Origin of the sequence: Marivirga tractuosa, from assembly GCF_042140215.1 — a bacterium.
In the GTDB taxonomy this organism is placed as follows: Bacteria; Bacteroidota; Bacteroidia; order Cytophagales; family Cyclobacteriaceae; genus Marivirga; species Marivirga tractuosa_A.
This window is the reverse complement of record NZ_CP159478.1, coordinates 366,231-386,380: the sequence shown is the minus strand read 5'-3', so window position 1 is coordinate 386,380 and position 20,150 is coordinate 366,231. Positions and strand designations below refer to the sequence as shown.

Genomic DNA, 20,150 nt, shown 5'->3' with positions numbered 1-20,150 from the left:
GTTCCGGTTTTTGTGGTTCTCTATATTGTTACTTTTTAGTGATAATTGACTTTTGAACAAGCTTTTTTTATAGTATTAAATTAATAATTCATCCCTATCTATCCTTGAAAATTGAATTCTCATCGCTAAGTAATATCCTAAATGGAGACACCTATCAGCTCCGAAAAGATCATACTATTGAGAATATTTTCATTGACAGCAGAAATGCAATAGCCAATAATAAAAATCTATTTGTTGCTATAAAAGGTGAACGCCATGATGGTCATCATTTCATAGATGAGCTTTATTCCAAAGGCATTAGAAACTTTATTATTGACCAAGATTTCAACTTACGAAATTATCCTGACGCTAATTTTTTCAAAGCTCACAATAGTGTTGATGCCTTACAAGCTTTAGCTGGCCACAAAAGGAAAAGTTTTAATGGCCTGTTAATAAGTATAACAGGGAGCAACGGCAAAACTATCGTTAAAGAATGGTTAGGTAAATTAATAGAATCAGTTTATTCAGTTTATAGAAGCCCAAGAAGCTTTAATTCTCAGGTAGGAGTACCACTTTCTTTATGGCATTTAAATCATTATCAAGATTATGCGATAATAGAAGCAGGAATTTCCAAAATGGGTGAAATGGAAAAACTTGAAGCAATTGTAAAACCCAATATTGGAATCTATACTAATTTAGGAACAGCTCATGACGAAGGATTTCCAAGCTTAGAAGAAAAGGCTAACCAAAAGGCACAATTATTTAAAGATGCATCTACCATTATCTTTTGTAAAGATTTCCCTGAAATTTCGAATGCTTTACATAACCTACCAAAATTGGAAGAAAAAGAGTTTATAGGTTGGTCTTTTGAGGATAATACTTCCAATTATTTTGTAGAAACCGAAGAAAGAGAAAACGGAACAGCCATAAGAATTCCATATAATGAACAATTCCATATTTTTCATGCGCCCTTCAAAGACTATGCTTCTTTAGAAAATATTACACATTGCCTTTTACTATTGCTCCACCAAGGTCTGCCTATAAAGGTTATTCAAAATACACTAAATGATATTCGGCCTCTTAATATGAGGTTGGAAACAAAAAAGGGTAAAAATAACACCTATTTAGTGGATGATTCCTATAATAATGATTTAGTAGGGCTTGATACTGCACTACAGTTTTTTGCACAACAAAAGCAATATCAAAAAAGGATTATCATTTTATCAGATCTACTAGAAACTGGATTACGCTCAGATGTATTATACCAGCAATTATCGGAAAGACTAGCTTCTGAAAATATTGACTTAGTAATAGGAATTGGCAAGGAAATTTTAACCTTAGAGAAATTCTATGAAGGAAAGTTGAAAATTTTTCCTGATACAGTTTCATTTTTAGAATACGAAAAAGGGAATCCTTTCCAAGAAGCATTAATCCTAATTAAAGGTGCAAGAAAGTTTAATTTCGAATCCATAGTACAGCGTCTAGAGCAAAAAATCCATGGGACAGTATTAGAAATTGACCTAAATAAAATCACACATAACCTTAATTTCTATCGCTCTAGACTTAAGCCCAATGTAAAAACAATGGTGATGGTTAAGGCTTTTGCCTACGGTAGTAGTAGCCATGAAATTGCTAATTGGTTGGAATTTCAGAATGTGGATTATTTGGCTGTTGCTTATGCAGATGAAGGAGTAGTTTTACGTCAACATGGAATTCAATTACCTATCATGGTGATGAATCCTGACCCTAGATCATTTGACCTTTTACATCAATACAATCTAGAGCCAGAGCTTTATAGCGAAAGTATATTTAAGGATTATGCCAACTATACTCGAAACCAAAACAATCCTCTAAAAATACATCTGAAACTAGACACGGGCATGCACAGGCTTGGTTTTGAGTCAAATGAAATCCTGATTTTAAAAGATCTCCTAAAACAAAACACTCAACTTAAGGTGGCTTCAATTTTTAGCCATTTGGCAGCATCTGATGAGGCTTTGCATAATGGGTTTTCAGCCCAACAAGCTATGTCTTTTAAGAAATCAGCAGATGAAATCGTTGATTTTCTTGGATACAAACCTTTATTACACCTTTTAAATAGCCCTGGAATCAGCCGGTTTCCTGATTATCAATTTGATATGGTAAGGCTAGGAATCGGTTTATATGGGGTAGATCCTACAGGATTGCATGCAGGACAATTGAAATCAGTTTCTATATTAAAAACAGTCATCTCTCAAGTAAAACATATCAAAAAGGGAGAAACTATTGGCTATGCACGAAAAGGCTTCGCTAATGAAGATATTAAAACCGCTACCATCTCAATAGGCTATGCCGATGGATTTAATCGAAAATTCAGTCAGGGCGTAGGCAAGGTTAAAATTAATGGGAAATTGGCACCTGTGATTGGAAATGTTTGCATGGATATGACTATGGTGGATGTTTCAGACATTGATTGTAATGCTGGAGATGAAGTAATAGTTTTTGGGGATGATCCCAACATTTCAGATATGGCAAGGGCTATAGAAACCATCCCTTATGAAATACTCACTAACATAAGCGAAAGAGTGAAAAGAGTATTTTATGCTGAATAAATTCTCCTCTCAAATAGTTTAAACTCACTTTTATAAATAAATACCCATAATTAGGTATTGCCTTTAGAAAATAAATCCTCCAACTTTAATAAAAATTTAGGGGATGAAGTTTTTCTTAGTTATATCAATAATTGCCTTTTGGTGGGTTCCCATGAATTCACCAGGCAATATTGGTATTACCAACACTCTCCTATCAAATGAACTTTCGAAGCTAAAAACGGAAACTTCTAAGGTTTTAAAAAAATATGAAAGATCTATAACCAAAAGGAAAATGGATCACTTTGGTTTTCAATCTAGAAAACCATTGATAAGAAAAGTACCAAATTAATATGGAAGTTAATAATCCAAATTTATTAGAATACATTCATGGAAAATGGAAATGTAAAAATGCGACTAATCAAATAACGAATGAGTTATTGAAATTAGATTTTTCCTTATTAATATCCGAAAATTTAATCTCTAGAATTGGAGAGGGTAATCAATATTGGCCAAACATATGTAATTTTGAATTGGTTGGCTCTATAAGAGATAGGTATTTCTACAGAGAAGATGGATGTTTTATGCAAATAAAATCTTTAACTGATGAGGAATTAGTAATTGAATTATCTCATAAAAGTTTAGAGGGTCAACTTAATACTTTTATTTTTCACTTTGATAAAGAGCTAGACTAGAAATTATTAATCTTTTCCGTTTTCTATTTTTTCCCTTGAAAGCTCTCTTTCCTCTTTTGATACTTCCAATTCATCGCTGTCATCATCGGTTTTAGCCAAATGCAATTGCAATAATATTGGAAAATGATCTGAGCCAATGTCCCCCATCCTTTTCATTTTTTGTAATCGAAAGTGTCCGGAACAAAACACATGATCTAATGGCCAACGAGCTAAAGCATGTTTAGCATGAAAAGAACTAAACAGCCCTCTTCCTCTTCTTGGATCCAAAAGTCCGCTTATTTTTAAGAATAATTCTGAGGTATAACTCCAGGCGACATCATTTAAATCACCTGCTACTATAGTTGGCATTTGGTCGGCTTTTGTTTTCTGGCCAACCAGAAGGATTTCTGCGTCTCGCTCAGTAGATTTTGGATTTTCAGAAGGAACTGGAGGCTCAGGGTGAATTGCGTATAGCTTAATCAGCCGATTATCCAATAGAATATCAGTTTCTATGGAAGGTATTTCTTCCTTGATCCAATAATGAATTTGAGTGTTCTTTAATTCAAATTTTGAAAATAAGAGCATGCCGTAGGTATTTTCTCTATCTTCCAAAACTTGAAAAGCATATTCATTTCCAAATGTGTCAACACATTTATCTTTCCACCATTTATTAGTTTCTAAGAGCAAAACTACATCTGCTTGCTCTCCTTGCACCATATCAGTAAGTTTCTGCCATTCACGGTTTTCTTGAAAAACATTAGCGATCAATAATTTAATGGTAGGTTTTGTATCCATACTTACAGAATCAATCTGCTTTTCTGCAAAAGGCAAGTATGGATAAATCTGGTAACTTAAATAAACTTGATTAGCAATTAATAAAATAATAAATCCAAAGGAGAAATATGCATCAGAAGGAAACAGGATAAATGCTGCAATTAATAAAATTAGGTTTATAACCCATTTTTGAAATCTGGGAAATTCAAAAACCCTAAAAGTCCAAAAATCATTCCTTATCAAAGGAAGTAAGCTGATAAAAACCAAAACTCCTCCTAAAACATAAATTACAATATGTAAGATCTTAATTATCAATAGTTTTCATCTTAATATGAATCAAGGTAACCAAAAATAAACTATCAACCTTTCAAATAAAAATTAATTACACAATCTAGGTTTTAATCTAAAAAACCATTACTCCATACTTCAGATTCAACTAATATCTATTGATGGTGAAAACACCTTCAATTTTCATTGAGGTTTAGCTTTCCCAGCAGTAGTTTGGGTGAAAAACACCCAAACACAGAACCGGATTTAAATAACTTAAATAACCAAAGTGAGTAGTTAACTATTAGTTTTCACCCATTTTAATAAGGTCTTGTAATTCACTTTTGTGCCGTGCATCAAGATTCCAATTCTGTATATTCTTCCAGCCATCCAAATTGTGAAAAGAAAACCTACTACCATTAAGCCCATACTCAATGCTAATTCCCAAGCTGGTACCCCAAATGCAACTCTAGCCATCATGGCAACTGGGGCGGTAAATGGAATAATAGACAGCCAAAAACTCACATTACCATCTGGTTCAGGCATCACGAACATGAAAGTTCCTAAAAACCCAATAATCATAGGCATGGTAATTGGCATGGTGAATTGCTGTGCATCAGTAATATTGTCCACTGCAGAACCAACTGCTGCAAATAAAGCCCCATAAAGTAAATATCCACTTATAAAGAAGAAAGCAAATACTGAAATATAATATAAATAAGGAATATCATAAATGATGTTAAGTATTTTACCTGCTTTGGAATTTTCCATCATGGCTTGTGCTTCGGAATTTCCACCGTTCATGCCAGACATGCTTTGCTGAGCGGTTTGCATATCAGCTGGATTTAAATCAAACATGCTGAAAACAGCAGAGGAAAGAACAAAAATTAAGACTACCCAAATGGTAAATTGCAATAAGCCAACAGATGCTACCCCAATTACTTTCCCAATCATAAGTTGAAAGGGTTTTACCGAGGAAACAATTATCTCAACAATTTTACTTGATTTTTCTTCAATAACTCCTTGCATAATTTGAGTTCCATAAATCAAAACAAACATATACACAAGAAAACTGAAAGCATAAGCAATTCCATAAGCAACACCAGCACTGCTCGCTTTTTCCTCACCTGTGTCTGATACATTGATTGTGCTTAGACTGATATTAGTCTTTAAGCTTTCTAGTTCCGCTTCATTAATCCCACTTTCTTTCAGCTTTTGATCGCGAATTTGAGATTCAATTTGGTTTTCGAAATAAGAACTTGCCTGAAGGCTGGGGTTCTTTTTGGCATACATGGTAATGCCTTCTGGATTATCTAATTCAAATTGAGGAAAGTATAAAAGTGCATAAGCCTCACTTTCAGTAAATATGGTTTTGGCTTCTTCTAAGTTTATATTCAATTCTTCAAAGGCATATTTTTTATCACTTTCAAAATTGAAAGTGCCAGATTCGTCTAAAACATAAACTTTTTGTTGTTCTGCATTTTTTGATTCCTCAATTGCAAAATAGAGCATCCCACCTATGATTGCAGGAAAAAGCAATGGCACTAAAATAGTCGCCAATAAGAAACTTTTCTTTTTTACTCTACTGTCGAATTCCCTTTTAATTACTAAGCCTATCTTACTCATCTAATGGTTATTTTAAGGTTATGATGTTGGAATGTTTTGTTTATCTCCTTTTACCAGCTGGATAAAAATATCATTGATAGAAGGGATTTCTTCTTGAAAAGAAACTATATCCACTTTTTGATTGATTAATTCTTGTAATAACTGATTGGAGGAAATTCCTTCTGGCAGTTTAAGAGTAGATTGGATTAAGCCTTCCCCTAATTCTTTTTTGTTTTCCAAATTATATGCATCACTAGTAGAAATTCCATTGCCTCTGTGAACCAATGTATATTGGTTGGACTTAAAATCATTTTTGATTTTTGCTTTTTCGCCATCCAATATTTTTTCTGATTTATTAATGAGTGCAATGTAATCACACATTTCTTCAACAGACTCCATTCGGTGCGTGCTGAATATAATAGTACTTCCTTTCTCTCTTAATCTTAAGATTTCATCTTTAATTAAATTTGCATTAATGGGATCAAATCCAGAAAATGGCTCATCCAAAATAATTAATTCGGGCTCGTGCATGACAGTAGAAATAAACTGTACTTTTTGCTGCATCCCTTTAGATAGGTCTTCAATCTTCTTTCCTAACCAATCTGATGCTTCAAATCTTTCTAACCAAGCTTTAATTTTCTGGACCGCTTCTTTTTTAGATAGTCCTTTCAGTTGAGCTAAATATAAAAGCTGATCTCCAACTTTCATTTTTTTGTATAAACCCCTTTCTTCAGGCAAATAACCAATGGTGCCGATATGCTTGGGTGCCAAATCTTCCCCATTAATTTGAATCTGCCCTGAATCAGCATTTATAATTTGGTTCACGATTCTAATAAAAGTACTTTTTCCAGCTCCATTTGGACCCAATAAACCAAAAATTGATTGCTTTGGAATCTCCAGTTCTACATTATGAAGCGCAACATTTTCGTGAAATGTTTTATTTAGGTTCTTTGCGGTAAGTATATGCACGTTGATAATTATTTTTTACAAATGTATCCCAATATTAATAAACTGCAATAAACTAATTTTTATTAGCATGATTTTTTTGATGGATGGTTCCTTATTTTAATTAATTAGGATTTTATAGGTATAATTAGAAGGTCATCCTCTTCTGGTTTTAACCAAACGGACTTGTTTAATTAGGAATACTGAAAATAGCTTTTCTGCAGTCAATTAAAGTGAAAATCAGTTTACCTTATAGAAATAAGTATTCTCTTCAGAATAGTTCAAAATCTTCTGTCCCGATTTATTACTTAATAAAGCTAATAGAATAATGAAATCCTTGCGTTTTTAACAATAGCCTCTTTTTATTCCTGCCTTTATCAGAAAATAAATAATATGGGAAAGCTTTCTCTTAGTATACATCTTTTCTTTATATCAATCGTAGCCAATAGAAGGCAGAAATGAAGAAAAAGTTAAAAATGCTTTAAGATGGCCCAGGGCAACAAATCATACTTTTCCATGACCTAAGTCATGGTTTCGCTAACATTTACCTGCTACCTTTACATCATAATTAAAAAGTCAAAAGCTATGAGAAATTTAATGATCATAATGATGCTGTTTTTCGCACCCTTGGTGTATGGGCAGCAATTAACGGTAAACGAAAGTAATACTAAATTAAGCATTGATGGAACGTCCACAGTTCATGATTGGACTATGGTTGCGGAAGAGTTCGATGGAAAAGCCGATGTAACTATTGAAGATGGTGCTTTAAAAAGTATTAACAGCTTAAGTTTTAATGTTCCTGTTGAAAGTTTAAAAAGCGGGAAATCTGGAATGGATGACAATGCTTATGAGGCATTAAAAGAAGAAGATCATCCAATTATTAAATATGAGTTTCGCTCAATGGATAATGTCAAAATAAATGGCAACACCACTACAATGTCAACTAAAGGAGTTTTAACAATTGGTGGGGTTAGTAAAATAATCAATATGAACGTGACAGCAGATGCTAGTAATGGCATCAAGTTTAGCGGAGATATTACTTTTAAAATGTCTGTTTTCGAAATAGATCCACCTACTGCGGTATTTGGTACCATTCAAACAGGAGATGAAGTGACCATAAAATTTAATGCACAATATAAATAAATCAAAGACAACAATTTAAATAAGAAAACCATGAAAACGTTTTTTAGATTCACAATGATCGCCCTTTTAATGGGCTTTGCGCAAGTGCTTTTCGCACAGGACGGTAGAAACCTACAGTTTTTCAGACCAGTAGGTCAACCAGGACTAAATGTATTCGAACCTTCAAAAGCTGATACAGTAGAGTATGAAGGAGTTAAAGTAAGAGTTGGTGGTGATTTCGCTATGCAATTTCAAGGATTGAGCCAAAGTAACAATGCTGAAGCTGGTTCCGGTTATGAATTGATAGAATTAGGTAATAATTTCAATTTACCTACAGCAAACTTAAATTTAGATGTACAATTACATGATGGTGTTAGAATGCACTTAAGAACCTATCTATCTTCCCGTAACCACAATGATGCTTGGATTAAAGGAGGCTACATGCAAATAGATAAATTAGACTTTATAAGTGAAGGTTTTATGGAGGGTATCATGAAATATACTAGCATTACCATTGGTTTGGATGAGTTTAATTTTGGTGACGCACATTTTAGAAGAAGTGATAATGCAAGAGCTATTTACAATCCTTTTGTAGGTAACTATATCATGGATGCATTCTCTACTGAGGCATTTGGTGAGGTAACTATACAAAATAATGGATTACTTGCAGTTGTTGGGGTAACAAACGGTAAACTGAACCAAAGTGCAACAGCTAACCCAAATAATAAAGCATCTTTCTATACCAAGTTAGGCTTTGACAAACAACTTAGTGATGATTTTAGAGCTCGTTTAACAGGTAGCTGGTATGTAAATACAGGAACTAGCACTGGTGGATACTTATATGGCGGTGATCGGGCAGGAGCAAGATACTACAATGTAATGTATTCTGCTGGTAATGATGCAGTTGACGCTCAAGGTGGATTTGCTGATCCAAGATTTAACCCAAGGTTTTCTAAAATCTCAGCAGTTCAAATTAACCCATTCATTAAAGCTGGTGGTTTCGAGTTTTTTGGAATTTATGAAGTTGCAAATGGGTTAAATGAAGTAACAGATGAAGGTTCTTTTACTCAAATTGCAGCTGAGGCTCTTTACAGATTTGGCCCTAATGAAAGATATTACATTGGCGGACGTTACAATACTGTAAATGGTAAAATGGCAGAAAGTGCAACAGAGGAAATGAACATTAGCCGATTGAACTTTGGCGGTGGTTGGTTCTTAACTGACAACATTATGACTAAAGTTGAATACGTAAACCAACAATATAATAATGATGAAGCCTGGACTGGCCAAGAAACACAAGATTTTCTGGAGCAGGCTTCAAAGGCGTAATGTTAGAAGCTGTGATTAGTTTCTAATTTTAAAGCATCTTGTTTAGTGAAAGGCGGTGGGGCAATGCTTCATCGCTTTTTTTAAATGCAATAAATAACTTTTCCAAAGTTTGCTCTTGATTACTAGAAAGCTTGATAATAAATAAAGCTTAATGAATACTAACTTTGGAAAAGTTGATCCAGAAATCAGAATCAAATAAAATGCTTTTGCTTATTTAAATTTAGCTTCCATACAATCTTAAATTTTATGTAATTTAACATCAAACAGTAATAAAGATGAGGGTTCCGATTTTACATATTTTATTTTTCACATTTATTAGTTTCTCAACTGCTTTTGGACAAGCAGAAAAAAAACTGGTAAAAATAAATACCCAAAATTCTTATGTGGAAATTCATGGAACCACAAATGTTAATAGTTTCAATTGCAGTTATAACGCAAAACTACCTGAAAATGAATTTGAGGTTTCACTAATAAAGAAAGGAAATATTATTGAAATTCAGCATGAAGCACTCTTCCTCAAAGTACTCAATTTCAAATGTCCAAATCCACAGATGACAGATGACTTGCATAATCTCTTAGAATATGAAGATTATCCCTATATCATTTTCCAGCTGAAAAAAATCACCAATAATAAGATAGCCCACATCATGATTGAGATGGCAGGTGAAAAGCAATTTTATACTGTAAGCCTCAAAAACAGTCTAAAAAACAACCAATTAATATCTTCAGCCATAATGGATTTATGCATTACCGATTTCGGCCTGGAAGCTCCTGAAAAGTTCTTCGGAATGGTGAAGGTAAATGAAAATATAGAAGTGGAATTTAAGATTGATATGAATATTTACGATAATTAATTATTGTTTATCAATAATTTTTTATAGTTTTACGATTATTAAATTCTAAGACTATGAAAAAGAATGTCATTTTATCCGCTAGTGCGATTATCATGCAAGTATTCCGAGTTTTAATTGCCTTAATTGCATCACTACAAATCTTAATTTTTATTGGATCCTTATTAAACAACCTTTCATTGGAAAAATTAATAATTCAATCACAAGAGCTGGTATCAAATCAAAGTGGGCTTAGCATCATAGATTTAACCACAATTAGCCCTTGGCTAGCCTTCTTCATAGTATTGCAATACCTTATAATTCTTGTATTGCTCTTTAATATTCTTGGATATGGAATTGATATTGTAAAAAATATTCACAGCCTTAAAACATTTACAAAAGATAATATTAGTGCTTTTTATAAAATCAGCCAACTTTCAGTTTTACTCGTCATCATAAAATTCATAAAGCTTAGCCCAGATAAAATTGGTCTCGGTATTGAATTTAATTATGTGTTTTTGGCCTTTGGTGCCATCATTTTGACTCAAGTTTTCAAAGAGGGACATCGATTGTTTCAGGATAACGAATTAACCATATAAGCCATGCCGATAGTTGTTAATGTAGATGTGATGTTGGCTAAGCGAAAAATGCAATCGAAAGAATTAGCTGATAAAATTGGGGTAACAGTAGCGAATCTTTCCATTTTAAAAACAGGAAAAGCAAAAGCCATCCGGTTTTCCACTTTGGAAGCCATTTGCAAAGCTTTAGATTGTCAACCTGGAGATTTATTGGAGTATCAGGAGGAAGATTAGAATTTTAATGATTGAGTTTTATAATTTAGTACCTTTCTGCCTAATTTTTTATTTACAACCGTACAAATCTCGACTTCCCACTTCCAGCCATCCCTGATCTGACTTACAGTACTGACCTAAGCAGCCATCAACCTGTCAACTCGCCAACAAGAAAACCTGCCAACTTAATCAAACCCCAAACACAAAAAGCTCCCATTCAAAAGGTCTTCCTTATTATAATGGAACCGCTCCTTTTCTTCATTTCCTGTAAAAACTTTCCCTCCAGCAGCTTCTAAAATTGCTTGTCCTGCTCCTGTATCCCATTCCATAGTAGGGCCATGACGATAATAAATATCGGCTTTTCCTTCTGCTACCATGCAAAATTTTAATGAGCTTCCTTTTGAAATGCTATCTTTCACATCATATTTCGCTAATAATTCATCTTCTTCTGGTGAAGCATGGGATGCACTTCTTACGGCTACTCTGTCTGAACTTTTATTATTTACCTTTAATTCAGTTTTTTTACCTCCCTCTTCTTTAAAAGCACCTAACTCACTTCCATAATAAAAGGTATCCGTAGCAGGAACATAAATCACTCCCATTACTGTATAATGATCTTTAATCAATGCAATGTTCACCGTAAACTGACCATTTCTTTTGATAAACTCTTTAGTTCCGTCCAATGGGTCAACAAGCCAGAAAGTATTCCAGTCTTTTCTTTCTTCAAAGGACATTTTTTTTCCTTCTTCAGATAGAATTGGGTATTGAACCGAAAGTTCTTCCAATCCTTTTTTGATGACCTTATCAGCTGCTTCATCTGCCAATGTCAATGGACTGTCATCTGCTTTATAATCTACCACTTGGCTGAGGTCTGCATCAGTATAAATATTCATGATGGCAGCTCCCCCATTTTTGGCAATAATCTTAACTTCTTCTACTAAATTTTCAATTTGCATAAGGTAAACTTCTTGATTTTCAATTCCGAACAGGAAAATATATAAATTTTTTTCTCCAAAAATCGCCCTCTATTAGCCTACAAACCCAATAGAGTTTAAATATTTATAGAGAACTGCAAAATTACGCAAGAAATGCTTATAACTATAATTTTATCCTATTAACTTTGCAAAAAATTATAGTAATTTGGAAAACATTTATCCCATATTCGATACTATTTTGAGCCGTTCTGATAAGGAAAAAATGCTCAAGCAAAAGTCCATTATTATTTGGATGGTGGGTTTGTCAGGTTCAGGTAAAAGCACTCTAGCAAGAGCACTTGAAAACAGCTTACATGAGGAAGGTTTCCTTACCCAATTGCTGGATGGGGATAATATGCGAACTGGTATAAATAATAATTTAGGTTTTAGCCCTGAGGACAGAACTGAAAATATAAGAAGAGCGGCTGAAACGGCTAAATTATTTATGAATGCAGGTTTAGTAACAATTTGTTCTTTTATTAGCCCAACGGAAGACATTCGTAAAATGGCAAGAGAAATCATTGGTGATGGCTATGTCGAAGTTTATGTTGATTGCCCAGTAGAAGTTTGTGAAGAACGAGATGTAAAAGGGCTCTATGCAAAGGCAAGAAAAGGAGAAATTCCTGATTTTACTGGAATAAGCGCTCCATTTGATGAACCGAAAAACCCAGATGTAGCAGTGGATACTGCTAATCAAAGCCTAGAAGAAAGCCATCAGGAATTAGTTAAAGCAATTATAGAAAGAATTAAATATTAAAACAGCCTTCTTGCAATCCTTTGCAAAAGGAATTATTGTTAAAAGAAATAAAATTTTGAATTAATAAATATGTCATCTTACAATTTATCACATTTAGATCAACTGGAGTCAGAAGCTATTTACATTTTTCGTGAAGTAGCCGCTCAGTTTGAAAAGCCAGTCATTTTGTTTTCTGGTGGAAAAGATTCCATTACAATGGTGCATTTAGCTCAAAAAGCCTTTTGGCCAGCTAAAATTCCTTTTCCATTACTTCACATTGACACAGGTCATAATTTCCCAGAAGCTTTAGAATTCCGTGATAATTTAGCGGAAAGATATAAAGTAAATTTGGATGTGGGGCTGGTTCAAGATTCGATTGACAAAGGAACTGCAGCTGAAGAAAAAGGAATCAATCCAAGTCGAAATACGCTTCAATCTATCACTTTGTTGGAAAAGCTAGAAGAAGGCCAATACGATGCGGCTTTTGGTGGTGGAAGAAGAGACGAGGAAAAAGCCAGAGCCAAAGAGAGGTTCTTTTCTCATAGAGATGATTTCGGACAATGGGATCCAAAAAACCAGCGACCTGAACTATGGAATCTTTATAATGGAATGAAAGCACCAGGTGAGTCATTCCGAATTTTCCCAATTAGCAATTGGACAGAAATGGATGTTTGGCAATATATCAAAAAAGAGAAAATCGACTTACCAAGTATTTATTTCTCTCACAAAAGAGAAGTGGTGAAAAGAAATGGCGTATTGATTGCCAAATCCCCATATAACACCCTTTTGGATGGAGAGCAATACGAAGAAAAAACAATTCGATACAGAACATTAGGTTGTATGACCATTACAGGTGCTGTTGAATCAGATGCCGATAATTTAGATAAAATTATTGAAGAAGTTGCTGCCGCCAGACAAACGGAAAGAGGCGGAAGAGCTGATGATAAAAGATCTGAGGCGGCTATGGAAGAAAGAAAACGTCAAGGATATTTTTAGAAAGAAACTAGAATCTAGACTGAAGAATTCAGACATAAGATTTTATAACATTATTTATAGATGAGAGATACAGAAGAATATAACAAAATAGACACAGCAGGTTACTTAGACATGGATTTACTGCGATTTTCCACTGCAGGTAGTGTAGATGACGGAAAAAGTACACTGATCGGTCGTTTGATGTACGATACCAAATCAATATTTGAAGATCAGATTGAGGCGGTTGAACAATCAAGTAAAAACCGAGGTGATGAGCACGTTAACTTAGCTTTATTAACGGATGGTTTGAAAGCCGAACGTGAACAAGGCATTACAATAGATGTGGCATATCGATATTTTGCTACGCCAAAAAGAAAGTTTATCATAGCCGATACTCCGGGCCATGTGCAATATACCCGAAATATGGTAACAGGTGCATCAAACGTTAACCTTGCCATTATTTTAATTGATGCTCGTAAAGGAGTAATTGAGCAAACCAAAAGACATTCGTTTATTGCTTCCCTTTTGCAAATCAAGCATGTTATTGTTTGTATTAACAAAATGGATTTAGTGGATTATAAAGAGGAAGTTTTTGAGCAAATCAAAAAGGACTATTTGAGCTTTGATGCCAAATTAGAAATTCCAGACATTAGGTTTATTCCGATTTCAGCCTTAAATGGAGATAATGTGGTAGATAAATCTGAAAATATGGATTGGTATAAAGGCCCATCTTTATTGTGGACATTGGAAAACGTTCAAGTAGCCTCGGATAGAGATTTAATTGATGGTAGATTCCCTGTTCAGTGGGTAATCCGTCCACAATCCAAAGAGCATCCTGATTTCCGAGGATATGCAGGAGCTGTTAGTGGAGGCATATTCCGAAAAGGAGAAGAAGTAGTGGTTTTACCTTCTGGTTTTACTTCAAAAATCAAATCCATCGAAACTATGGATGGTGAACTAAATGAAGCATTTCCACCAATGTCTGTTGCCATGACCTTGGAAGATGATATTGACATTAGCCGCGGGGATATGTTGGCAAAGGTTAATAATCAACCGACAAAAGGACAAGATATTGAATTGATGGTTTGCTGGTTAAATGTTGATCCTTTGAAGCTAGGTGGTAAATATACCATTAAGCACACCACTAATGAGACCCGAGCCATCATTAAAGAAGTAAAGTATAAGGTGAATGTCAATACCCTTGAAAAGAATGAAGAAAATAAGGAAGTAGGGGCAAATGATATAGCCAGAATCACTTTAAAAACGGCTAAGCCATTACTATATGATGCTTATCGCAAAAACAGAAATACCGGTTCATTAATTATTATTGATGAATTTACCCAACAAACTGTTGGTGCTGGAATGATAATCTAATTTCTAATATGACCTTTTCCAAAGTTTAGACCTTTGGAAAAGGTTTTCTACTATTTACGTTTCATCAAGCCTGATATTGATCTCTGAATTTTATTTAGTTTTAAATCCCTAGAGAGTAGTTTCCATTTCTTCGAAACTTGCTTGTTTCCAAAATAATTTTCCCTCCACCATTCATATATTTTTTCTTCGATGCATGAAAAAGCTGATTGATCATATCAGCTTCAGCTCCATTTCCTTTCATTCTTTGTCCCCAATTGTAGTCGTTGACTTTTCCTTGATGAAGATTCTCTATTTGATGCCATACTTTTTCAAATCGATCGGGAAAATAATTCTCCAACCATTTCTTAAAAATTTCAGCTATTCTTCCATTTAACCGAACAACCGTATAGCCTGCATCCTTAGCACCATTTTCAGAAGCCTTTTTTATGATTTCAGGAATTTCAGTATGATTTAGGCCAGGGATAATGGGCGCATTCATAATAGAGACAGGAATTCCTTTTTCACTTAAAATTTTAATGGCTTGTAGTTTTTTTATGGAAGAAGCTGTTCTGGGCTCCAAGACAGACCTTAGCTTTTCATCCAAGCTTGTAATGGATAAAATGACTCGCACTAAATTGTCTTTTGATAAATCCTCCAGTATGTCCAAGTCCTCTAAAAAGCCCGTATTTTTGGTAATGATTCCCACCGGATGTCGATATTTCGCCATTACCTTCAATAAACTTCTGGTAATTCTAAGCTTTCTTTCCAATGGCTGATAGCAATCGGTATTACCGGAAAGCACAATGGGCTTTACTTTCCAGTTAGGATTTAAAAGTTCCTTTTCTAGCAATTCAGCAGCATTCTTTTTTACGATAATCTTTGATTCAAAATCCAAACCGGCATCCCAGCCCCAATATTCATGCGAGTTTCGGGCATAACAATAAACACAACCATGCTCACATCCTTGATAGGGGTTTATGGAATAATCCATGCCTACATCGGGGCTACTGACTTTATTGATGATTTTTTTCGGATGTTCGTAAAATATTTGAGTAGTGGGTTTATCCAAATGCGTATATTCATCCACTCCCTCATCCCATTCGGTAGTAAATTCTTGTTTGGAAAAAGAATTGGAAAGCTGCTGTTGCGCACCTCTGCCTTTTATGTTTTGGGAAGAATTCACAATGCTAAAATACTAATTATGTTAGTATATTACTAAATATAATAGCTATATATTTAAGTGAAATATTCTCTAAAACAATCTTTCAATTGTAACTTAGAGGTTTAAAATACAGTAAATATATAGGATGAAAAATATATACTTTTCCATAATAGCATTATTCTTGGCAACAACACTTTTTGCACAAGATGAAATCCCGCCAAGACCTAATCCTCCAAAGTTGGTGAATGATTTAACAAATACCTTGAGCAAAGGGGAACAACAACAATTGGAACGTAAACTTGTAGCTTATAATGATAGCACTTCATCTCAAGTTGCTATTTTAATAGTGCCTACTTATGGTCAGTATACTCCCAATCAATTTGGCGTAGCAGTATTTGAAGAATGGAAAATAGGGCAGGCAGACAAAGATAATGGCTTATTAATTTCAGTAGCTATTCAGGATCGAAAAATGGATATTAGTACTGGTTATGGTATGGAAGATGTAGTTCCTGATGGAGCGGCAAGTACCATCATCAATGAATATATGAAACCTGCTTTCCGAAATAGTAATTATTATAAAGGTCTGGATGAAGCTACTACTATTATTTTCGATTTGGCAGCTGGAAAATACACAGCTGATAAAATAGCTAATAATGATGCAGGTAAGGGAATTGGTTTGGGTGCATTTTTAATCTTTTTCTTTATCATCATTACCATCATTTCTCGTATCAGAAGGGTTAGAAATCACCATATGGGTGGTGGAAGCATGGGCATGTTAACCATGATGATGCTTTTAGGCGGAAGTGGCAGGAGTCATGGCGGTTCTTTTGGCGACTTCAATTCTGGTGGAGGTAGCTTCGGTGGAGGCGGTGGCTTTGGTGGCTTCGGTGGGGGTATGACCGGAGGTGGCGGTGCTAGCGGAAGTTGGTAACCAACATAATCAAAACCCTTTTAATTTTGAGCTGTTGTAAAGCTATAACTCATCATTTTTAATAATCTCCATGCATAAATTTCTAATTGCTTTCGCCTGCTTTTTAAACTTAGTTAGCTTAAGCTATGCCCAAGAAATTAAAAATGACTCCATTTTGGAAGTCGTAACCGTGACCGGTTTTAGCAAAGGAGAACAAATCAATAAACAATCTGCGCCAATTGCTTATTTAAGCCCTAAAGAATTGGATAATTTCTCCCCCAATGATCCAGTAATGGCTTGGAATACTTTGCCTGGAGTTAATTTGGAACAAAGAGCGATTGCTAGCTACAGAGTCAGCATTAGAGGGAGTTCAATTCGATCACCTTTTGGAGTTCGCGATGTAAAAGTTTATTGGAATGGCTTGCCTTTTACAGAAGCAAATGGCTCTACAGCTTTAAATTTGCTAAGCAATACCCAAATGCAGGAATTGGAAGTAGTGAAAGGTCCGTGCTGGCAGTTTATTTGGTGCAGGATTGGGCGGAGTAATGCAAATCAACAATTTTCCTTCACAGCAAGAAAGTCCACTGCAAATTCAAGTATCAGGAGGAAGTTTTAATCAATTGAATGCTGGTGTTAAAGGACAGATTGAATCTGGAAAATGGAAAACTTTTTATGCTTTTGACCACCAACAAAATGATGGTTTTAGAGATCATAATGCTTTGGACAGGCAGAATTACCAACTTTCCTCACGATATCAAATCAATGAAAATCACCAGCTAGATTTCCATGTTTTGTATAATGATTTGTTTTATGAAATTCCTGGAGGATTAACCGCTGAGCAATTTACAGAAGACCTAACTCAAGCCCGGGCAGGAAGTGCACCTCAAAATTCTTCTATCGACCAAAGAACCCTTTTTTATGGAGTTGGCTACACTAGTTTTTTTGGCGAAAACTTAAGTCAATCTACTCATATTGCAGGTACTTATACTTGGTTTCAGAATCCTTTCATTTTGGACTATAAAGAAGATCAAAATAGAGAAGTTGCATTGCGGCATCAATGGACTTATGATATGAATTTAGAAACTATTGATTGGCAATGGGATGCTGGTTTAGAATGGCAATATGCGGATAATTCAGCTAATAATTATGGAAATGTTGATGGTCAAAAAGATACTATCCGATTTGCTGATGACTTAAATATCGATAGAAAATTGTTTTTCTTGCAAACTCAATTAGGATATCAAAAATGGGAATTAACATTGGGTTTAAGCAGCAATTTGCTCGAATACCAAGTGAATCGAAGGGTCAATGCCTTTGCAGAACCGTTCGAATTCAACAGAAATTTCGAGAATGAGCTTATTCCGAGAATTGCTTTAAAGCATCAATGGTCTCCAGTAAATATGACCTTTGCTTCATTAAGTGAAGGTTTTTCCAGCCCAACATTAGATGAAATCAGAACCAATGAGGGTAGTATCAACAGAAACCTGCAAGCTGAAAGGGGCAGAACTTATGAGCTAGGACACAAATATTATGGTAAAAGAGTGCAATTGGATGCCACATTTTTCTACTCTTCATTAAGGGAAACGATCACGACTTACACAAATGAAAATGGGGTAGTACTATTTCAAAATGCAGGAGCCACAAATCAATTGGGAACGGAATGGGGCTTAAATATTAATTGGTATGATAAGCAGCAAGAATTTTTCAATCAAATCAATAGCCGAACAAGCTATAATTTTTATGAATTCACATTTAATGATTATCAAAAACGAGAAGAAGATTATTCAGGAAACCTGTTAACAGGAGTTCCACAACACACTCTCAATCAAACCCTAAATTTTGTTATGGCAAAAAGGCTGAATTTAAATCTTCATTACCGTTTTGTAAGCGAAACACCTTTGACAGATGACAATGAAATTTTTGCTGATTCTTACCACCTTCTGAATGCTAATATTGATTTCAAAGTGCCAGGCTCCTTGAAATTGAACTTTTTCGGAGGAATGGAAAATATTCTCAACACTACTTACAGTCTAGGTAATGATTTGAATGCTTTTGGGGGAAGGTTTTATCAGCCAGCTCCAGGAAGAAATTTCTATATAGGGGCAAAGTGGAAGTTATGAGTTGATTATTTACTCAGCTCCCATAGCTTTAATACTGTTTTCCAATTTCTTGTGGTAGCCTTTACTTTCAGTTTCTTTTCAAAGAAGTCGTTCGTCAATTTAGATTTGTGGTAACTGTCTTCACAATAAATGAATGCATTTTTTCCTATTATTTTAAACTGGTCGGGTGCAAAATCCAAAGATTCAACAAAAGCTAATTTATCTTTTTCAGGCAATTCATTTAAGAAAGTGAGATGTAATTTGTTGATATCAGCATCTGCTTTATAAAAAGGATTTTTAGCTAAAGCACTTTCAATGTTATCTTTTGACAAAACTATAACAGGAACTTCAAAACTGAATTTTTTCAAAATGGCATTTTCAAGTTCTTGTTCTATTCCCTTATTTTGAAGCTTATCATCTGCATTGAAAATAAGGTTTCCACTTTGAATGTAGGTTTGGATGTTTTGGTAGCCTAATGTTCCCATTAGCTCTTTCAAATCAGCCATTAGGATTTTTCTTTTCCCACCTACATTTATCCCTCTTAGAATTGCAATTTTAATATTCATAAAGATAAATTTATAGAATAATATTGAAGTTAGCTGAAAAGCTTATAATATCTAATTTAGACCTAATACTAATCCTTTTATATGCATAAGATTATAAAGTTTTTGAAAAAAATAGGTAACATATTATAAAAACATTGATCTCATAGTGAACAAGCAACATAGCTTGGTTTTTTAAAAACTATAAATTTTTAACTATGAAAAACTTAGCATTAATAGTTATTGTATTACTCATTATCGGCTTTACGGTAAGTTATCAAAAAGAGAAGATGGAATTATTAGAAGATAAAGAGTTTAAAAATCCTAAACCTAGAAATCAAAAAGCTATATTGTCGATTTACAAATGAATTACTTCTATAATTCCGTAGAAACTCAAAAATCATAATTTGAAAATTGCTGGTTTAAGTCAGAGACTGTAAAATATGATGAGAAATATCCTTACGGATTTATTGAAGCTTGTCTAAAAGTCTTAAAAACCTGAGTTCGATTAATAGA

The 20,150-nt window shown here is 34.3% G+C and carries 20 protein-coding genes; 14 read left to right on the top strand and 6 right to left on the bottom strand.

The features are described from left to right. The first annotated feature begins 104 nt into the window (after positions 1 to 104). The gene (locus ABWH96_RS01675; RefSeq protein WP_375579816.1) at positions 105 to 2,570 is read left to right on the top strand and encodes a bifunctional UDP-N-acetylmuramoyl-tripeptide:D-alanyl-D-alanine ligase/alanine racemase; all 2,466 of its coding nucleotides are present in this window, start codon (positions 105 to 107) and stop codon (positions 2,568 to 2,570) included. Between the two features lie 329 nt (positions 2,571 to 2,899). Beyond that, on the top strand, positions 2,900 to 3,241 hold the full coding sequence (locus tag ABWH96_RS01670) for a hypothetical protein (protein ID WP_375579815.1): 342 nt from the start codon (positions 2,900 to 2,902) through the stop codon (positions 3,239 to 3,241). A 6-nt stretch (positions 3,242 to 3,247) separates the two neighbouring features. Here ABWH96_RS01670 and ABWH96_RS01665 read toward each other — a convergent pair whose 3' ends face one another. From ABWH96_RS01665 to ABWH96_RS01655, 3 genes are all read right to left on the bottom strand, one after another. After that, a complete protein-coding gene (locus ABWH96_RS01665) occupies positions 3,248 to 4,309 on the bottom strand; it encodes an endonuclease/exonuclease/phosphatase family protein (RefSeq protein WP_375579814.1) in 1,062 nt (353 codons plus the stop codon). Between the two features lie 249 nt (positions 4,310 to 4,558). After that, positions 4,559 to 5,887, bottom strand: coding sequence for an ABC transporter permease (locus ABWH96_RS01660; RefSeq protein WP_375579813.1), 1,329 nt, complete (start codon positions 5,885 to 5,887; stop codon positions 4,559 to 4,561). Positions 5,888 to 5,905: 18 nt separating this feature from the next. Next, positions 5,906 to 6,835: an ABC transporter ATP-binding protein gene (locus tag ABWH96_RS01655; RefSeq protein ID WP_375579812.1), complete on the bottom strand. Its 930-nt coding sequence runs from the start codon at positions 6,833 to 6,835 to the stop codon at positions 5,906 to 5,908. Between the two features lie 561 nt (positions 6,836 to 7,396). Between ABWH96_RS01655 and ABWH96_RS01650 the strand changes: the two genes are divergently transcribed. From ABWH96_RS01650 to ABWH96_RS01630, 5 genes are all read left to right on the top strand, one after another. Further along, positions 7,397 to 7,954 (top strand): YceI family protein, encoded by a 558-nt coding sequence (locus ABWH96_RS01650; protein ID WP_375579811.1) that lies wholly within the window; start codon positions 7,397 to 7,399, stop codon positions 7,952 to 7,954. A 30-nt stretch (positions 7,955 to 7,984) separates the two neighbouring features. Continuing rightward, positions 7,985 to 9,262: a hypothetical protein gene (locus ABWH96_RS01645; RefSeq protein ID WP_375579810.1), complete on the top strand. Its 1,278-nt coding sequence runs from the start codon at positions 7,985 to 7,987 to the stop codon at positions 9,260 to 9,262. 275 nt (positions 9,263 to 9,537) lie between these two features. Next, positions 9,538 to 10,116, top strand: a complete 579-nt coding sequence (locus ABWH96_RS01640) for a hypothetical protein (protein WP_375579809.1) — start codon at positions 9,538 to 9,540, stop codon at positions 10,114 to 10,116. Between the two features lie 53 nt (positions 10,117 to 10,169). Further along, complete coding sequence (locus ABWH96_RS01635; RefSeq protein ID WP_375579808.1) at positions 10,170 to 10,691, top strand: hypothetical protein; 522 nt, start codon at positions 10,170 to 10,172, stop codon at positions 10,689 to 10,691. A 3-nt stretch (positions 10,692 to 10,694) separates the two neighbouring features. After that, entirely contained in the window at positions 10,695 to 10,904 is a 210-nt protein-coding gene (locus ABWH96_RS01630; RefSeq protein WP_375579807.1) for a helix-turn-helix domain-containing protein, read from the top strand. 164 nt (positions 10,905 to 11,068) lie between these two features. Here the strand turns inward: ABWH96_RS01630 and cysQ are convergent, their stop codons facing one another. Next, positions 11,069 to 11,839, bottom strand: coding sequence for a 3'(2'),5'-bisphosphate nucleotidase CysQ (gene cysQ, locus ABWH96_RS01625; RefSeq protein ID WP_375579806.1), 771 nt, complete (start codon positions 11,837 to 11,839; stop codon positions 11,069 to 11,071). Between the two features lie 184 nt (positions 11,840 to 12,023). On the opposite strand from cysQ, the gene cysC reads away from it, so the two are divergent. The 3 genes from cysC to cysN all read left to right on the top strand — a co-directional run bounded on the left by cysC (position 12,024) and on the right by cysN (position 14,942). Next, complete coding sequence (gene cysC, locus ABWH96_RS01620) at positions 12,024 to 12,614, top strand: adenylyl-sulfate kinase (RefSeq protein ID WP_375579805.1); 591 nt, start codon at positions 12,024 to 12,026, stop codon at positions 12,612 to 12,614. A 69-nt stretch (positions 12,615 to 12,683) separates the two neighbouring features. Continuing rightward, on the top strand, positions 12,684 to 13,589 hold the full coding sequence (gene cysD / locus ABWH96_RS01615) for a sulfate adenylyltransferase subunit CysD (RefSeq protein WP_375579804.1): 906 nt from the start codon (positions 12,684 to 12,686) through the stop codon (positions 13,587 to 13,589). A 60-nt stretch (positions 13,590 to 13,649) separates the two neighbouring features. Further along, the gene (gene cysN, locus ABWH96_RS01610) at positions 13,650 to 14,942 is read left to right on the top strand and encodes a sulfate adenylyltransferase subunit CysN (RefSeq protein WP_375579803.1); all 1,293 of its coding nucleotides are present in this window, start codon (positions 13,650 to 13,652) and stop codon (positions 14,940 to 14,942) included. A 100-nt stretch (positions 14,943 to 15,042) separates the two neighbouring features. On the opposite strand, the gene ABWH96_RS01605 is transcribed toward cysN, so the two are convergent. Beyond that, a complete protein-coding gene (locus ABWH96_RS01605; protein ID WP_375579802.1) occupies positions 15,043 to 16,104 on the bottom strand; it encodes a PA0069 family radical SAM protein in 1,062 nt (353 codons plus the stop codon). A 124-nt stretch (positions 16,105 to 16,228) separates the two neighbouring features. On the opposite strand from ABWH96_RS01605, the gene ABWH96_RS01600 reads away from it, so the two are divergent. The 3 genes from ABWH96_RS01600 (at position 16,229) to ABWH96_RS01590 (ending at position 19,113) form a co-directional block, all read left to right on the top strand. After that, positions 16,229 to 17,014: a TPM domain-containing protein gene (locus ABWH96_RS01600; protein WP_375579801.1), complete on the top strand. Its 786-nt coding sequence runs from the start codon at positions 16,229 to 16,231 to the stop codon at positions 17,012 to 17,014. A gap of 70 nt (positions 17,015 to 17,084) precedes the next feature. Continuing rightward, complete coding sequence (locus tag ABWH96_RS01595; protein WP_375579800.1) at positions 17,085 to 17,609, top strand: TonB-dependent receptor plug domain-containing protein; 525 nt, start codon at positions 17,085 to 17,087, stop codon at positions 17,607 to 17,609. Beyond that, the gene (locus ABWH96_RS01590; RefSeq protein WP_375579799.1) at positions 17,539 to 19,113 is read left to right on the top strand and encodes a TonB-dependent receptor domain-containing protein; all 1,575 of its coding nucleotides are present in this window, start codon (positions 17,539 to 17,541) and stop codon (positions 19,111 to 19,113) included. Before ABWH96_RS01595 ends, ABWH96_RS01590 begins: the two co-directional genes overlap by 71 nt. A 5-nt stretch (positions 19,114 to 19,118) precedes the next feature. Here the strand turns inward: ABWH96_RS01590 and ABWH96_RS01585 are convergent, their stop codons facing one another. Beyond that, positions 19,119 to 19,658: a DUF1697 domain-containing protein gene (locus ABWH96_RS01585; protein WP_375579798.1), complete on the bottom strand. Its 540-nt coding sequence runs from the start codon at positions 19,656 to 19,658 to the stop codon at positions 19,119 to 19,121. 194 nt (positions 19,659 to 19,852) lie between these two features. Here ABWH96_RS01585 and ABWH96_RS01580 point away from each other — a divergent pair, with 194 nt between their 5' ends. After that, positions 19,853 to 20,002 (top strand): hypothetical protein, encoded by a 150-nt coding sequence (locus ABWH96_RS01580; RefSeq protein WP_375579797.1) that lies wholly within the window; start codon positions 19,853 to 19,855, stop codon positions 20,000 to 20,002. Positions 20,003 to 20,150 lie beyond the last annotated feature (148 nt).

Excerpts from the sequence above, each read along its gene's own strand:
- ABWH96_RS01670 (WP_375579815.1), top strand. The coding sequence starts at position 2,900 with ATGGAAGTTAATAATCCAAATTTATTAGAATACATTCATGGAAAATGG.
- ABWH96_RS01660 (WP_375579813.1), bottom strand. The coding sequence starts at position 5,887 with ATGAGTAAGATAGGCTTAGTAATTAAAAGGGAATTCGACAGTAGAGTA.
- ABWH96_RS01650 (WP_375579811.1), top strand. The coding sequence starts at position 7,397 with ATGAGAAATTTAATGATCATAATGATGCTGTTTTTCGCACCCTTGGTG.
- ABWH96_RS01645 (WP_375579810.1), top strand. The coding sequence starts at position 7,985 with ATGAAAACGTTTTTTAGATTCACAATGATCGCCCTTTTAATGGGCTTT.
- ABWH96_RS01640 (WP_375579809.1), top strand. The coding sequence starts at position 9,538 with ATGAGGGTTCCGATTTTACATATTTTATTTTTCACATTTATTAGTTTC.
- ABWH96_RS01635 (WP_375579808.1), top strand. The coding sequence starts at position 10,170 with ATGAAAAAGAATGTCATTTTATCCGCTAGTGCGATTATCATGCAAGTA.
- ABWH96_RS01630 (WP_375579807.1), top strand. The coding sequence starts at position 10,695 with ATGCCGATAGTTGTTAATGTAGATGTGATGTTGGCTAAGCGAAAAATG.
- cysQ (WP_375579806.1), bottom strand. The coding sequence starts at position 11,839 with ATGCAAATTGAAAATTTAGTAGAAGAAGTTAAGATTATTGCCAAAAAT.
- cysD (WP_375579804.1), top strand. The coding sequence starts at position 12,684 with ATGTCATCTTACAATTTATCACATTTAGATCAACTGGAGTCAGAAGCT.
- cysN (WP_375579803.1), top strand. The coding sequence starts at position 13,650 with ATGAGAGATACAGAAGAATATAACAAAATAGACACAGCAGGTTACTTA.
- ABWH96_RS01600 (WP_375579801.1), top strand. The coding sequence starts at position 16,229 with ATGAAAAATATATACTTTTCCATAATAGCATTATTCTTGGCAACAACA.
- ABWH96_RS01595 (WP_375579800.1), top strand. The coding sequence starts at position 17,085 with ATGCATAAATTTCTAATTGCTTTCGCCTGCTTTTTAAACTTAGTTAGC.
- ABWH96_RS01590 (WP_375579799.1), top strand. The coding sequence starts at position 17,539 with ATGCAAATCAACAATTTTCCTTCACAGCAAGAAAGTCCACTGCAAATT.
- ABWH96_RS01585 (WP_375579798.1), bottom strand. The coding sequence starts at position 19,658 with ATGAATATTAAAATTGCAATTCTAAGAGGGATAAATGTAGGTGGGAAA.
- ABWH96_RS01580 (WP_375579797.1), top strand. The coding sequence starts at position 19,853 with ATGAAAAACTTAGCATTAATAGTTATTGTATTACTCATTATCGGCTTT.